The 14,524-nt window shown below is 60.1% G+C and carries 15 protein-coding genes and 2 pseudogenes; 9 read left to right on the top strand and 8 right to left on the bottom strand.

The window, feature by feature from the left end; genetic code table 11:
- Positions 1 to 182 (top strand): annotated as a pseudogene (locus FFS45_RS26720) (hypothetical protein); the annotation flags it as partial.
- Positions 183 to 210: 28 nt separating this feature from the next.
- Here FFS45_RS26720 and FFS45_RS26715 read toward each other — a convergent pair.
- A pseudogene (locus FFS45_RS26715) lies at positions 211 to 954 on the bottom strand (helix-turn-helix transcriptional regulator).
- A gap of 185 nt (positions 955 to 1,139) precedes the next feature.
- On the opposite strand from FFS45_RS26715, the gene FFS45_RS26710 reads away from it, so the two are divergent.
- Entirely contained in the window at positions 1,140 to 1,802 is a 663-nt protein-coding gene (locus tag FFS45_RS26710; protein WP_283204775.1) for a YebB family permuted papain-like enzyme, read from the top strand.
- 1 nt (position 1,803) lies between these two features.
- Positions 1,804 to 2,214 (top strand): sterol desaturase family protein, encoded by a 411-nt coding sequence (locus tag FFS45_RS26705; RefSeq protein ID WP_249362936.1) that lies wholly within the window; start codon positions 1,804 to 1,806, stop codon positions 2,212 to 2,214.
- A gap of 21 nt (positions 2,215 to 2,235) precedes the next feature.
- Here the strand turns inward: FFS45_RS26705 and FFS45_RS26700 are convergent, their stop codons facing one another.
- A complete protein-coding gene (locus FFS45_RS26700; RefSeq protein WP_137957638.1) occupies positions 2,236 to 3,180 on the bottom strand; it encodes an AEC family transporter in 945 nt (314 codons plus the stop codon).
- A 107-nt stretch (positions 3,181 to 3,287) separates the two neighbouring features.
- Between FFS45_RS26700 and FFS45_RS26695 the strand changes: the two genes are divergently transcribed.
- Positions 3,288 to 4,154: a LysR family transcriptional regulator gene (locus tag FFS45_RS26695; RefSeq protein WP_137957637.1), complete on the top strand. Its 867-nt coding sequence runs from the start codon at positions 3,288 to 3,290 to the stop codon at positions 4,152 to 4,154.
- A 45-nt stretch (positions 4,155 to 4,199) separates the two neighbouring features.
- Here the strand turns inward: FFS45_RS26695 and FFS45_RS26690 are convergent, their stop codons facing one another.
- Positions 4,200 to 4,658, bottom strand: coding sequence for a transcriptional regulator (locus tag FFS45_RS26690; protein ID WP_137957636.1), 459 nt, complete (start codon positions 4,656 to 4,658; stop codon positions 4,200 to 4,202).
- The gene (locus tag FFS45_RS26685) at positions 4,651 to 6,816 is read right to left on the bottom strand and encodes a GNAT family N-acetyltransferase (RefSeq protein WP_137957635.1); all 2,166 of its coding nucleotides are present in this window, start codon (positions 6,814 to 6,816) and stop codon (positions 4,651 to 4,653) included. The genes FFS45_RS26690 and FFS45_RS26685 overlap by 8 nt, the downstream gene beginning before the upstream one ends.
- A 381-nt stretch (positions 6,817 to 7,197) precedes the next feature.
- Between FFS45_RS26685 and FFS45_RS26680 the strand changes: the two genes are divergently transcribed.
- Positions 7,198 to 7,734, top strand: a complete 537-nt coding sequence (locus FFS45_RS26680; protein ID WP_137957634.1) for a GNAT family N-acetyltransferase — start codon at positions 7,198 to 7,200, stop codon at positions 7,732 to 7,734.
- 44 nt (positions 7,735 to 7,778) lie between these two features.
- On the opposite strand, the gene FFS45_RS26675 is transcribed toward FFS45_RS26680, so the two are convergent.
- Positions 7,779 to 8,519, bottom strand: a complete 741-nt coding sequence (locus tag FFS45_RS26675) for a GNAT family protein (protein ID WP_171029764.1) — start codon at positions 8,517 to 8,519, stop codon at positions 7,779 to 7,781.
- A 118-nt stretch (positions 8,520 to 8,637) separates the two neighbouring features.
- On the opposite strand from FFS45_RS26675, the gene FFS45_RS26670 reads away from it, so the two are divergent.
- On the top strand, positions 8,638 to 10,161 hold the full coding sequence (locus FFS45_RS26670) for a PLP-dependent aminotransferase family protein (RefSeq protein ID WP_137957633.1): 1,524 nt from the start codon (positions 8,638 to 8,640) through the stop codon (positions 10,159 to 10,161).
- A 54-nt stretch (positions 10,162 to 10,215) separates the two neighbouring features.
- On the opposite strand, the gene FFS45_RS26665 is transcribed toward FFS45_RS26670, so the two are convergent.
- Positions 10,216 to 11,082 carry an NmrA family NAD(P)-binding protein gene (locus tag FFS45_RS26665; protein ID WP_137957632.1) on the bottom strand — a complete coding sequence of 289 codons (867 nt, stop codon included), beginning with the start codon at positions 11,080 to 11,082 and terminating at the stop codon, positions 10,216 to 10,218.
- Between the two features lie 167 nt (positions 11,083 to 11,249).
- On the opposite strand from FFS45_RS26665, the gene FFS45_RS26660 reads away from it, so the two are divergent.
- The 3 genes from FFS45_RS26660 to FFS45_RS26650 are packed head-to-tail and all read left to right on the top strand — an operon-like array spanning position 11,250 to position 13,173.
- Positions 11,250 to 12,164: a LysR family transcriptional regulator gene (locus FFS45_RS26660; RefSeq protein WP_137957631.1), complete on the top strand. Its 915-nt coding sequence runs from the start codon at positions 11,250 to 11,252 to the stop codon at positions 12,162 to 12,164.
- A gap of 52 nt (positions 12,165 to 12,216) precedes the next feature.
- Positions 12,217 to 12,627, top strand: a complete 411-nt coding sequence (locus FFS45_RS26655; RefSeq protein ID WP_137957630.1) for a nuclear transport factor 2 family protein — start codon at positions 12,217 to 12,219, stop codon at positions 12,625 to 12,627.
- A gap of 15 nt (positions 12,628 to 12,642) precedes the next feature.
- Positions 12,643 to 13,173, top strand: a complete 531-nt coding sequence (locus FFS45_RS26650; RefSeq protein ID WP_137957629.1) for a GNAT family N-acetyltransferase — start codon at positions 12,643 to 12,645, stop codon at positions 13,171 to 13,173.
- 22 nt (positions 13,174 to 13,195) lie between these two features.
- On the opposite strand, the gene FFS45_RS26645 is transcribed toward FFS45_RS26650, so the two are convergent.
- The gene (locus tag FFS45_RS26645) at positions 13,196 to 13,744 is read right to left on the bottom strand and encodes a YbhB/YbcL family Raf kinase inhibitor-like protein (RefSeq protein WP_249362935.1); all 549 of its coding nucleotides are present in this window, start codon (positions 13,742 to 13,744) and stop codon (positions 13,196 to 13,198) included.
- 370 nt (positions 13,745 to 14,114) lie between these two features.
- Positions 14,115 to 14,480, bottom strand: coding sequence for a MerR family transcriptional regulator (locus tag FFS45_RS26640; RefSeq protein ID WP_137957628.1), 366 nt, complete (start codon positions 14,478 to 14,480; stop codon positions 14,115 to 14,117).
- Positions 14,481 to 14,524 lie beyond the last annotated feature (44 nt).

The raw sequence follows: 14,524 nt of genomic DNA, 5'->3' as shown, positions 1-14,524 counted from the left end.
CGCTGGGGCTTGATCCTGCGACGTGCCTTGCGCTGGCCGGCGCGCGGCGGATTCGCGATCTGCTGATCTTTGTGCCGGGCCTGTTTGCGTGGCAGATTGCCGAGTCTTCCGGCAAGGCACATCGCCGGCTGGTGAGTGCGCTTGCGCCGACAGTGAGCGGTGGGGAAGGGGAGAAAGTTTGAGGTTGCGGCGTGTGATGCAGGGCCAATCTCAAGCGGCCGGCCGTCGTCGCAATTGCCGGAACGCGGCGGGCTCCCATTCCTGATTCGCCAGTAGCAGCCCGGTTCCACGTCTCTGGTTCAAAGGAGCCGCGGCCGATTCCTCATGCAATGCGGCAAACTTGCTCCGCAAGCGCCGGAGTTCAAGCTGCAGCTGGGCTAGTGCCGCGTCAGTCAGCATGCCGTGGACGAACTCCAGGGTCTCATGCGTCCGGTTGAACGGACCGGCCAGAAAATCATTCAGGCTTTCGCGCCGGAAGAAGCTCCGGATCGGCCCATCCGGCAGCCAGTCGAAGTCTCGCGCAATGCAGAGTCGAATCCGATTGCCGGGCATTAGTGCAATGACGCCCATACGATCAAGCGTTAAGAGTTGCTTGAGGCACTCCGCCGTGCCTATCTTGTAGGCGGCCACGATATCGTCGAGCGTCCAGCGGTTAAACGCGCATACCGCTACCAGCAATAGACGGCTATTCGATACGAGTCGTGCCTCTTGATCCCCCGTCAACATGGAGAGTCTGGGCGCCAAAGATGAGGATTCCTACAAGAGTTCGGCTAGCGTAAATCCCAGAAACTGGCTGATCTGTGCAAGGCGCTCCACGGTGAGCCGCTCGCTTGAGAACAGACGCTTCACGCTTGCCTCCGAAAGCGATAGCCCACGCGCGACGTCCTGATAGGTCAAGCCCTGGGCCTTGAGTTCTCGTTTAATGGTTGTAATCAGTTGGGCTATCTCGGTCATATCCGGGTATCGATAAGTGATACTTTGAGGCGTATTGTAGGCGACGCTTGAGCATAGATGCGCAAATATCAATACCCAGCAGCATAATCCGGCCATCCCAACCACCGTGGAGGTCGGTCATGTCAAGCCGGGCAATGGATGCTGCTGCGAGCACAAGCTCTCTTCTGATGCCATGCGCTCCCGGGCTGGAGAGTTCGCCCCTTGAAACAGTAAGTTCGCTTGGTGCAGGGCTATGTGTGGGGGATATCGTTTGCATTCACGTCACGGCGAAGCCGTTTCGCGAGGTTGCGGCCGCTACGGGTTCCTGGATCAATCATGTGGGCATCGTCTTCGAGACTGCCGGCGAAGAACCACTGATTGCTGAAAGCACGTTTCCCTTCTCGCGCCTGACGAGACTGAGCCGGTTCGTTGCCCGGTCGCAGGGAGGGCGGGTTGCCGTCGCGCGTCTCAGGCAGCCGCTGACATCAGGCGAGGCGCAACAAGTGCGTGTAGCTGCGCGGCGACGCATGGGTGTCTTCTATGACACTGGATTCAAGCTGAATTCACGCCGGCAGTTCTGTTCACGATACGTTCGGGAAGTGATCGGAGAAGCCACCGGAATCGAGATCGGTGACATCGAGACGTTTGCCACGTTGTATTCGCGTTGGCCACAAGCAGAACTCCGCTTCTGGAAACTTTGGTATTTCGGCCGCATCCCCTGGAAACGTGAAACGGTTACGCCAGTGAGTCTTTTGCGTAGCCCGCAGCTACGCCGCCTGTTTGACGGCGTGGTGACGCGCGACGATCAAGTCGGGCTAAGGGTTGTGGCGGGCGTTCCATCAAATCCATCACAGCCCCCAGCGTCTTGAGGTGACCACGTCGTTTTACAAGCATCCCGGTGAGATGGTGGTGAACTCGATTATTGGTAGCGTGCTCGTCTACACGCTTCTCGGATTGTCTATCGAGGCCGGGGGCGCTTATACCTTCTGCACGGCCCTTGGCGAGTTTTTCTACCATATGAACATTCGCACGCCTCGCTGGGGCGGCCTGTTTTTTCAGCGACCCGAAATGCACCGGATTCATCATCGGTACGGCCGTCATAAGAATAATTATGGCGATATCACGTGGTGGGACATGCTATTCGGGACCTACGAGAACCCGCGCGAGTGGCGATATACCTGCGGGTTCGACGAAGAGAAGGAGCGCCGCTTGATCGAGATGCTTGCTTACCGGGATGTACACCAATCGGAGCGCATCTTCGAGACGCGATCCCGGGAGTGATCAGGCATCGGCTCGTGTCCATCAACCGCCCTGCCGCGTCACCATCAGCAACAGCGAGAGCGTCACCAGCGACCCCAACGTGGACAGCAGAATTGTCCGCGAGGTGATGTGCGCTTCGCGCCGATAGAACTCCGCGAGCATGAACGGCCCGGTGCCGGTAGGCAGCGCCGCCAGCACGACAGCCATTCCTGCCAGCGCAGGCGGCAGCCCGAACACGCGCGCCGCGAGCCACCAGGTCAAGGCGGGTTGCAACAACAGCTTGGCGCCCGTGAGCAGTAGCGCGGCGCCAGGCTTCGCCGCCGCGGCCGTCCGCTTTTCGGCGAGAAACAGCCCGAGACTAACGAGAGCACAAGGGCTCGCCGCGCCGCTCAGCAGCTTCAGGAAGGTTTCCGCGCTTGGCGTTATCGTCACATGAATGCTGGCGGCCAGCACGCCGACGATCGGCGACACAATCAGCGGATTGCGCGCCAGCGCCCCCACTACCTTGAGCGCGAGCCGATGCGGTGCGCGCTCGGTCTGCAGACCCACTTCAATCAGCACGATGGCGATCGCGAACAGCACGCAGGCGACGAGAATGGTCGCGATGGTCGTCGGCGTCAGGCTGGCAGAGCCAAAGGCGATCAGGCACAGCGGGAAGCCGATGTACCCGGTGTTCGGATACGCAGCGGCGATGGCATCGACGCTGGCGTCGGCCAAATGGCGCCCGCTCAGCAGGCTTGCGCCGAGAATCAGCACGAAGATGCCGGCACAGGCGAGCGCAAACGTAGCAACAAACGCGGGTTGATAGAGCTGATGCCAGGTTGCGTGCGCCATCGTGTCGAACAGCAGCGCCGGCAGCGCAAGCCAGACCACGAAGCGGTTCAGTTCCGAAGCGGCAGTCGGGCCCAGCAGGCCGCGCCTGCGGCAAACGAAGCCCGCAAAAATCAGGCCGAACACAGGAAGCAGAATCTCAAGGGTCGATAACATCGGCGTGGCGGATCAGTGGGCAAGGAAAAGACGATGCGCCAGCGTAGTGGTTCGCGTTGATACAATCAAATACCGTTTCTGGTGACCAACAATACCTTTTTTGCATCATGATCGACGTCAAGCCGCTTCGTTACTTCGTGACGCTTGCCGAGACCCGCCATTTCGGCCGGGCCGCGGCGCGTCTTCACCTCTCCCAGCCGCCCTTGAGCCGTCAACTGGCGGCGCTGGAGGCGAGCCTCGGCGTGACGCTGCTTGAGCGCAGTCCACGCAGCGTCACGCTGACGGCAGCAGGTGAGCGTTTTTACGCAGACGCCAAGGCGATTCTCGGCGCCATTGAGCAGGCCGCGCGCAACGCGCAAGCCGCGGCACACGGAGACGCCGGCACGCTGGCAATCGGCTTTACGATGTGCGCGGCGTATAGCGTGGTGCCTGGCTATGCGCGCACCTATGGTTCGGCGTACCCGGAGGTGGCGCTGAATCTGCGCGAAGTGGTTTCGAACGATCTCGCCGCGCAGGTTCTGGCCGGCCAGATCGACGCTGCGATCATGTTCCCGGGTGCACCGAACAAGGGACTCGAGACACGAACGCTTGTTAGCGAGCCGCTGTGTGTAGCGCTGTCTCGCGGCCATCCGCGCGCGCGGGCGCGGCGCTTGAAGATTGCGCAACTGGCCGGCGAGCCTTTCGTGCTGGCATCTGAGGAAGTCGCGCCGACCCTGCGGGCCGCCATTCTGGAGCACTGCCGCTCGGGCGGCTTCGAGCCGGATATCCGCTTTGAAGTGCAATTGCAGCAGACCGTCCTGAGCCTGGTCGACGAGGGAGTGGGTGTCGCGCTGGTGCCGGCTTCGATGCGCAAGGCGCAGCTCGCCGGCGTGGTATTCCGGCCGCTGGCCGATGCGCCGTTGATCGAGCAGGTGCTGGTGTGGTCGCCGGTGAATCGTAATCCGTGTCTGGCGCGGTTTTTGGAGTTGGCTTAGGGTGGGGGCAATGGGGTGCGAGTACGCTGATCCAGCGGATCGAATTCATGAAAATAGGTGGGAGCGCCGCCCGCTTCGTTCTTCGATCGCATGCAATAGCGGACTGTCTGGCGGGAGGCGGACGAAGAATTGCGGCGGTTGGAAACCTGCCGAGGCCTCCCGCAATTCCACCAACGACAAGGTACCTGCGAGACGCTCGGGATCCTGCAGACCCAGGGCAAAGCCCTTGGATAACCCTTCGAAGTACGCGAAGAACTCGCTGCGCGTGATGCAGCAGACGCCGGCAAACCGCTTCCATAGTGTCGAAGGGGCGAGCGAGTGCGCGGCACTCACCTTGGCGTAGCCGACTACGCGTCCAACGGGCAATTTGACATAGATCCATACGATCGTGCCTGCCTTGACGTTCATGGCGCGCCGCCGAAGCTCGACATGTTTCTTCCCCGCGAAGATATTCTCCGCGTGACGTTCTTCTAGCGAGATAAGGACATGTTCCGTTTCATCCATGGCCGAATCCTTCAGCGAGGATTGCTTGTAACTGTGAGTCATTTATTTCGCGGGTGGTAAGCAGTTGAGTTGGGCTGCCGCAGCCAAGAGACTCGAGTGTGGCACGGGGCACCGGGCGTTTGAAGCAGATCAGATTGTCGAAGACCGTCACCGTCTTGATCTTCGAGTTGCCGATTGCTGCGAGTCCGGCGGCATCGAGAACGGAGGGGTCTAGATCGGCTCGCTCCATGGCCTGTTGGGATTTTAGATATGCATGCTGCACACGTGCAAGTGCGACGACGGCCCCTAGTCCTCCGTTTCCCGCGGACTCATAGAACAGGACCAGATGGCCCCGTTTAAACTGCTTGAGCGTTTTTTCTCCGCTGAGATAGTGCTTCTCGCTGTGTAGGGCCGCGCGTGGGCGAGGAAGCAGGCTTTTCTGTGGCAAATGACCGAGCAGGTGCTCGGCGAAGTCCCGGCGCACGGGAGAGATCACCGCGGGCCTCCCAGGCAAGGCGATAATGGCCGGTGCCAGAAGCGATTCGAGCGCTACCAGCGGCATGTGAACCGGGTTACCGTCGGGCCTCATTAGGCGAAGGTACTGATCGACGCTTCGGAAGGCTGGCGGCGAGCCGGGCAGTCGTAGGCGGGTTGCCTCGAATAGTTGGTTGTTGCACTCGCTCCAGTTCGCTTCTGTGACCACTTTCCCAAGCACCACCTTGGTAAGTGAGGTTTCCGCCGCAGTTCCGCCGAAACCGAGTGTCGAAGCAACTTCGCGCACCTGCGCTTGATGGGAAGGAAATTCGAGTCTGATCTGCGTGGCTCCCGAAGTCGACGCTTGTTCGATCAGGTGGCGTAGCAATACGCGAGCGACGTTCAGCGCGTTGGATTGCGTTTCGTCAACGCCGATACGTGCATGAATGCCGCTTCCTGGCGCGGGCTTCGGCCACGTCAAATACCCCAGGAGCGCTTCATTCCGCCATATCCCCTGCCTGATACAAACGCGCTCGTTTGAATCTATCGCGGCCCACGTAGAAAACATAGCTGAGCCGCGAAGCCCCAGGTCGGACAGGAGTTGACGAACGGCCGCATTGTCATCGGCCGTTACTCGCGTTAGCGCCAGGGTGTCGTTCGATGCCGTTTCGAAGACCTCCTCGCGAGCGCTCCAGGTGTTCAGATCTTTGAAGGCTGCGGGCGAGATGATCTGGATGCCATAGTCTTGTTTCAGTCGGGCGGCTGCATTCAAGATCGCCGTATCGTTTGTAATAAGGCCGGCGAGTCGGTGATGAATGGCGGTTGCCAGATGGCGAAGATCGGAAACGTCGTTGGCGCTCAAGGTTCCGGCTTGATGCCTCACCGGGAAAACTACCGAACCGAGTTGAGTGGCGAGGCTGCTCCAATCCTTTTCGTCGGGGCATGGGAAGGTTGGGAAAATGCGTGCATACGCCAGCATTGGATCAGTTCGCCCTTCGGTTGCGGTTCGCATCAGTTCAGCACTGATTTCCATGCTCAGCGCCAGTTGACATGAGCCCATTCGTTCCGCGCGGAAGAGGTCTAGGGCGTCTTCATTCCTTCGTCTGCGCGGTCCAAGATCAAACAGCACGTTTAGATCAAGCAGGAAGAGCGGAACATCTGTGCCAGTGGTGAAATTAAGTCCCAATGGATCGCCAACTCTAATCCCGCTTGACGCAAAAAGCTGCGGCGTATCGAGTTCGTGGCTCCTGACCAGGATTGTTCGATTGCGTGTTTTCCCGCCCGCTTCCATGCGTTGCACATAGAAGTCATGGCGGTGCCAGAATTCATTGGCTTCGGTGAGGTCTTCCGCGACTCGTGCGTATACCGAGATGAACGCGTGCTCCGCCAGTTGCTTCTTGAGATGGTCGAGCATGCCTTCGGCCACGCCACGCTTTCGGAATTGCGGCGGGACAAAAATCTGCAGTATGTGCGCCTTTGGATGTCGAGCGTCAAACAGCAGGTGTCCGGCATAGATGCTGGTTGTCGCTTGTGGGAAAACGGCCACGAATAACTGCTCTTTCCGGGCAAAGTCGTTGAAGACACTCGCTGGGAAGAAGCCCAGAGCGTTCTTTTCTCGATCTGCCGCCTCGACAACTGCCCGGAGAAACGGAGCGGCGTCCGCGTACCGATCTAGAATGAGGAAATGATTTTCTTCTATTTGCATTTCTTATTGGCCCTCCTGGTACCGCCCGCCAGACCGTGAAGCCGCAGTCGGCGAGATTGATAACCAGTAATCTCAATTTAATTAATAGTCCTTCTTATATGACGCGGAGATGTAGACCGGATCATGGTTGTAACGATAGCATCTTTGAATGAACCGTAGCGGGCGACCGGTGGTCGATTTGCCACGCCATGCAGGGTGGTTCGATGCGCCTTATGACTTTCGTCCAACCGGATCCAGGCAGAATGCGATAGGAGCCAGATGATCATGGTGCGACCAGCCAGCAAAGCGAGGTGCCTCACCTTAAGGTCATCTATGCACACCCAATCCTCACAAAATCTGCGATCATCGCAGGCACCCCAACGATCCTCTCCAATCCCCACCATGACCCAGCTCGACACCGTCCTGGAAACTGATCGCCTCATCATGTGCCCTCATGGCCTCGCCGACTACGACGACAGTTTTGCGATGTGGTCCGATTCCGGAGTGACCCGCTTCATCGGCGGTCAGCCGTTCACGCGTGAGGAGGTGTGGGCGCGCCTGCTGCGTTACGCCGGTCATTGGACGCTGCTGGGCTTCGGCTACTGGGCGGTGCGCGACAAGGCGAGCGGCAGCTTTGTCGGCGAAGTGGGCTTTGCCAATTTCCGCCGGGCGATCGAGCCTCCGCTCGACGACATGCCCGAAGTGGGCTGGGCGCTGGTGCCCGCCACGCATGGACGGGGTTATGCGACCGAAGCGGTGCGCGCGGCGCTGCGCTGGGCCGATGCAAAATGGCCCGCTGAGGATACCGCCTGCATCGTCGCGCCGGACAATACTGCCTCGCTGCGGGTAGCGCAGAAGTGCGGTTATGTGGAGTGGACTCAAGGGGCGTATAAAGGCAAGCCGACCGTCCACCTGCGCCGGATGGCCCGCTCACTCTGAATGCGCCGGGCGCACACCCGGCGCATGCTAAAACAACCTTATGCTCAAGCGCCGGCTTCTACAGCCAGCGCTTGCCGCTGTGCGATCAAATCCGCGAGGCGCTCGCGCTGATTCCCTTGCGCGTCGAAATTGCGTTCATCGAGCCATTGCGTGAAGCCGTCGTGCACGGCCGGATATTCGCTGTCGATGACCGAGAACCATGCGGTATCGCGATTGCGTCCGCGCGTCACGATAGCCTGGCGGAAGATGCCTTCGAACTTGAAGCCAAAGCGCAGCGCGGCCGCCCGCGACGGCGCGTTCAGCGAATCGCACTTCCATTCGAAGCGCCGGTAGCCCAGACCCTCGAACACATACTTCATGAGTAGCGCCATCGCATCGGTCGCGACGCGGGTGCGTTTCAGGCGCCGCGAAAAAGTGACGTGGCCCACTTCGATCACACCATTCGGGGCATCGATGCGCATGAGCGCCAGTGTGCCGATGGCCTTGCCGGTTGCCAGATCGATCACCGCATGGTGCATCGGGTCGGTAAGTGCGGCCGCCTTGGTCAGATGCTCGCGATACGCCTCGAGACTCTGAAACGGCCCCACGGCCAGATAGGTCCAGTCGCTGCCGTCGGTGGCTTCGCTATAGGCCTCGTAAAGGTCTTTGACATGCCGCTCCACGTCCACTCGTTCGATTCGGCAATAGCGGCCGACGAGCGGTTCGCGTCCAGGCAATTGCGCGCCCTTCCAGTCAGGCACCGGCATGCCGATCGGCTGCTGGTATTCGTTGAGTCGTTGTGCCACTTGTTGCTCCTTGCGCGGTTAATCCGATGCTGCACCGGTAGTCTTCAGCAGAGACAATACGCCAAACGTGGTATGTTAAAAAGATCCACGAAACCGGAATTTGATAGGTCCAGACACCATGATCGAAATCATAGGCCCGTTGAAGCAGGGCGCTGTGACGCCGGGCGGCAAGCCTGTGCCATTGCAGAAACAGTTGATCGAGCGCTTGCAGCAGGCGATCCTGGCCGGGCGTTTGCCGGCGGGCGCGAGCTTGCCGGCGTCGCGGCTGCTCGCGGCGGAGCTCGGGGTGTCGCGCAACACCGTGGTGATCGCTTACGACCATTTGCTTGCCCAAGGCTACGTGCTGGCTGACCGGAGGGGTACGCGCGTGAGTCCGCTGTCGAGCCACACGTCCGGCGCAGGAGTTCGTCAGGATGCGGTTGCCGCCGAGGTCGCCTACGCGGCGCGGCTCGCGCCGTTTTCCGCCATTGCCCCGCACTCCGGCACGACTGCGGTGTTGACGCCGGGCACCCCGGCATTGGATCGTTTTCCGCTCGCGGCCTGGCGGCGCTCGCTTGAGCGGGCCATGGAGCGCGCCTTGCCCGATCTGCTCGGCTACGGCGTGCCCGCTGGGGAACCGGCCTTGCGCGAGGCGATTGCGACGCATCTGCGGATGGCGCGCGGCGTGCGTTGCGACGGCTCGCAGGTGGTCATCACCGAAGGCGCCCAGGAAGCGCTCAACCTGTGTGTGAGCCTGCTCACCAATCCCGGCGACGTCGCGTGGGTCGAAGATCCCGGCTATCGGGGCGCCAAGGCTGCCTTCAATCTCGGCGATCTGAAAACGGTGCCGATGCGTGTCGATCAGGAGGGCATGGCCGTGCCGCCGGAGGCGTGGCGGGACGGTCCGCCGAAGCTGATCTACACGTCGCCCGCGCATCAGTACCCGACCGGCGCAGTACTCTCGGTGGCGCGGCGGCTGGAACTCATCGCGCAGGCAAGGCGCGCGGGCGCGTGGCTGATCGAGGACGACTATGACGGCGAGTTTCGCCACACTGGGGAGCCGATCGCCAGCATGCAGGGGCTGGTGCCGGACGCGCCGGTCTTGTACGTCGGCTCGTTCAGCAAGACGATGTTTCCGGCCTTGCGCATTGGCTTTGTGGTGCTGCCGCGCAGCATGGTTGCGCAGACGCAGATTGCGTTGCAGGAGTTGCTGCGCGGTGGCCATCGGCTCGAACAGGTGGCCTTGGCGAACTTTATCGAAGCGGGGGAATTCGGCCGCCACCTCGGGCGCATGCGGCGTCTCTATCGGGAGCGGCAACAGGCCTTGCGCGAGGCGTTGGCGGTGCACTTCGAACCCGCGCAGATTCTTGGCGGCAATTGCGGCATGCATCTGACGCTGAGGCTACCGCCGGATATATCGGATCGCGCGGTCGTCGAACTCGCGCAGCAGCAACGGATCAATGCGCGAGCGCTTTCCGGCTTCGCATTGCAGCCGTGCGACGAAGACAACGGTCTCGTGATCGGCTACGGGAATACGCCCGCGGAGCAGATTGCGGCGGCGGTTGGTACGCTGGCGCTGTGTGTGAGTGAAGTGGCGGGAGCAGCGCGTGGCGGGCGGCGGGGTGTGAAGGCAACGGAGCACGCGTCCCGCTCGAATCAATGAGCGGAAGGTGGCCGGCGACGCGACATGCTGTCCGCGTCGCCGGTTGCGTTGGTGTTAGCCTGCCTGCGAAACGAGGTTACTCAGGACAGTTTCCAGTTCCACTTCACCTTTGACGATGTCGGCGTCCTTGCCTTCGAAAGCGATCCAGCCTTCATTGAACCCGTCGAGCATGCGCATGCGCGGCATCGGTTCCTTCATTCCCTGGGACCGGAACAGCGCCTCCCAGGTATCGCGCTTGACGACCTCGGCTGCGACCGGATGCCCAAGGATTTGCGCAAACGCGGCCGCGAGGTCGTTCGGGGTGACGCGACGCGGCCCCTCCAGCTCGACGACGCGCACGCCGCTCCATGTCTCACGGAGCAGTTGCGCGGCGACACGGCCGACGTCCGCCGTCGCGACCATCGGCACAGCCTTGTCGAGCGGTTGCAGAAAGCTGGGGATCACGCCTTTGTCGCGGGCCGGCGCTACATCCCACGCTGCGTTCTCCATAAACCAGCCCGGTCGCAGAAACGTGACCGGCACGGGCAGTGTGACAAGAGCCTGCTCCATCAGCGTGCGTTGCGTGAGCAGATTGGTTTCGGTGGCCTGCGCGCCAATGGTCGACAGGCAGACAATCTTCTCCGGCTTCGCCGCTAGAAGCGCCGCGCGGACGGCGTCAATGATGACGCGTGCCTCGGGAAAGCCTGCAGACGGATCGAATTCGGACGGCGGCAGAATGAAGACGCCCCTCGCGCCCTCGAAAGCGGCAGCAAGGGACACCTTGTCGTCCATGGTGGCCGTCACCACTTCACAGCCGCGCTCCGCCCACGCGCGCGCCCGACCGGCATCGCGCACAACGGCGCGTACCGGCTGACCCGCTTCGAGCAACGTGCGCGCCACGACGCCGCCCACTTTTCCCGTGATTCCTGTAATCGCATACATTTCCGCTTCTCCCTACGTAGAGTAGATCAGTGTTTTCCGAACTGTCGGGATGCATTGTGGGGAAACGCGACAGGAAACCAAATGACATGAATGGCACTTAAGAGATGACTGATAGTCACTAATGAGTCATAGTGAGATCTTTGACGCACTGTGCAGGGCCAGCGAGTATGAGATCGTCCAGCGAGAATCTCTCTAGCGGTATCAGCGTGTTTGCTGCCGTGGTTGATGTTGGCACGTTTGCCGCCGCCTCCGAATTGATAGGCATGTCGCCACCCGGGGTTAGCCGGGCCATTGCCCGGCTCGAAAAACGGCTGAAAACGCGGCTCTTTAATCGGACGACCCGCGCGGTTTCTCTTACTGAAGAGGGACGACGCTTCTACGAGCAGGTCATGCCGCACTTGAGAGGAATGGAGGAGGCGGCCGCAGCCGCGGCAGGAGGCGTCGCGACAGTGCGCGGGAAGCTGCGAATCAATCTCGATCCGGTTTTTTCGCGCATCATCCTAGGCCCGAAGCTGGACGAATTCATGGATGCGCATCCTGAGCTTGAGCTCGAACTGATTGCGAGAGATCAGCTTGGCGATCTCATCGTGGACGGCTTCGATCTGGCGTTGCGATTTGGCGAGCCTCGCTCATCCGGTCTGATTGCGCGAAAGCTGCTTGAGACGGCGGTTGTCACTGTCGCATCGCCTGCGTATCTCGCTCGCTGGGGGCGGCCAGCGGAGCCCCAGGAGCTGGGGCGCGGCTCGCACAGGTGCCTCGAATTCAGGAACCCGGAAACCGGAAAGCCGTATGTGTGGGAGTTTCATCGCAAGCGCAAAAAGCTGGTTGTCGAAACCCATGGACGGCTCACGGTGAATGATCCGAGCGGACTCCTAAACGCATGTCTGGCCGGCTCCGGCGTCGCGCAGATGCTGCTCCTCGGGTCGGAGCATCTGATCCGGGAGGGGCGGCTTGTCAACCTGTTCCCAGACTGGCCGGATGAGCGCTTCCCGCTTTATGCATACCATCCATCGAGGTATCACATGCCGGCCAAGACGAGGGTGTTTCTTGACTTTGTTGTGGCTTTGACGAATACGGGATAGTGAGGAGGGTTAGAATCGACGGCCTCTTTTTGCTTTTGACAGGACCAAATTAATGACCAATCAAGCATCTGTTTTAGATTCGGTAGAGTTCCCGGTGGAGCAGCAACTCAACGCCTACAACGCGCGTGACATCGATGCTTTCATGCAGTGGTGGGCCGATGACTGCGAATACTATGAATTTCCCTCCCGCCTGCTTGCGCGTGGTGTTGCGGAGATTCGGGAACGGCATGTCACGCGCTTCAAGGAATCCAATCTGTTCGGCCGGCTGATTCACCGTGCGGCAGTTGGAAATATCGTCGTCGATCAGGAGCGTGTGACGCGGACGTTCCCCGAAGGCCCGGGTGAAATCGATGTGCTTGCGATTTATGAGGTCGCCAACGGCAAGATCGCGAAAGCCTGGTTCAAGATGGGTCGCCCGGAACTGGTTGGTGGCAACGAGTTAACCTGTTCGTCCAATCACTGAACCGCGAGAGCATCAATGATAGTCCGCATTGCCACGTTAACCGACGCAGCACCACTTGCCGAGTTGAAACGCGACACATTTCGCGAAACCTTCCTTTCAGAGGGGTACGGTATCGACTACCCGCCTGACGATCTAGCCGCGTACGAGGCTGAAAACTACTCGGTGGAAACGGTCGCAAAGCAACTCGACGATCCCGGCCATCGAACATGGGTGGTCGAACGCGAGGACGGCCAGTTGGTTGGTTACGCGCACGTTGGGCCGTGCAAGCTTCCGCATCCCGAAGTGACTGACGTTGCTGGGGAGATACATCAAATCTATCTCCGGCGCGCTACTCAAGGTACAGGTATTGGCCGGGCGTTGTTCGACACCGCACTCGATTATCTTGCGGAGGAACGTCCCGGGCCGGTTTGGCTTGGCGTATGGTCCGGTAATACGAAAGCTATTTCCTTTTATGAGAAGGCAGGTTTCGAGCGTGTCGGCACATACAGCTTTGAAGTCGGTGGCTCAGAGGATCTTGAATTCGTCTACCGTCGCGCAATAGTCTGATCAGATCCATCCAGACCAAGATCTAGCGAGCGTATTGGACCGTCATCGCCGCTTTTGCTAGCTCTTGATAGTGAGCAACAAAGCCGACCACCGCAGGCGTTGCAGTGTTATCGACTGGCAGATTGGGTACCCTAAGCGCCGCGACCGTGATGACGTAGCGATGACTTTCGCCTTCAGCGGGGCAGGGTCCCAGGTATCCTGTCTTGCCGGTATCGTTCCTGACTGCCATTGCGCCTTCGGGAAGCTTGCTGGCATCGGTCCCAGCGCCAGGGGCGAGCGTGTGAACGCTGGCCGGCAAATTCGCTACGACCCAGTGCCAGAATCCCGAGCCGGTAGGCGCATCGCGATCGTACATCGTGACAAGAAAGCTTTGGGTTCCTGCCGGCTCGCCAGACCAGCTTATAGCCGGAGAGATATTCCCACCGTGACACCCAAAGCTCCCGGATACCTGAGCATCATTAAAGTGCCCGTCTGCGAGGTCCTGACTCTGGATTGAAAAGCCGCCTGCTATCGCGTTGCTCATGGTAATCAGGCTGGCAAAAAGCGTGAGGATGAATTGACCGGTTTTCATCGGGTATACCTTTTAGAATCAGGATGACGAACGACATTGACGTCTGGACTGAACCGGGATTGTTGCAGTGCTTACCATGGTGAACAAGGCAATGGACGATACTGGTATGGTCAATACCGGTATCCAGGTGAGGGGCTTATTCTGAAGAAATTTGAAGTCCTACGGATTGCGCATGGCTGCAGAAGCGGCTCGTTCGCGCGGCGCGCGATGGCATTCCTGGCAATCTGGCCGGCCTTGCGACGGGCGAGATTCTGGCGCACCGCGCAGACGTGGCGCCGATCGACAAAGGCCAGCCTGTATTTCTCGCTTCCGGAAAACGCGAAAAGCATCAACTACCGAATCATGTCGTTTTGCTAGTCCGATGCCACGACTAGTTTGCACCGGGATCAACTGGCAAATTCCCCAGAAATTTAACCAGCATTCGGCGACTCCTGTCGAGCGCGTCCATACGCGTGTCGATTAGTTGCACCTGGCGCGACAGGATGGTCCGTAGTTCGGCACACGGCTCAAAGGTCGGCTGATCGCTGCGCACGCATGGAAGCAATTGACGAATGCTGTCTAGCGTCAACCCGGCTGAACTCAGCAGACGAATCCGCTTGAGTGTTTCTTCTGCCGCGACGTCGTAGTCGCGATAACCCGCACCGGTTCTTGACGGCGCGAGCATCCCCTCGGACTCGTAATACCGCAGCATTCTCACGCTTACACCGCTACGTCGCGATAGCTCACCGATTTTCATGCTGCCCCCTTGACTCTAACAGCGCTGTCAGAGTTTACCGTAGC

This window comes from Burkholderia sp. 4M9327F10 (assembly GCF_005503145.1).
Taxonomy (GTDB): Bacteria; Pseudomonadota; Gammaproteobacteria; order Burkholderiales; family Burkholderiaceae; genus Paraburkholderia.
Note: the sequence above shows the minus strand (reverse complement) of the source record. Positions and strands in the feature narration are given on the sequence as shown.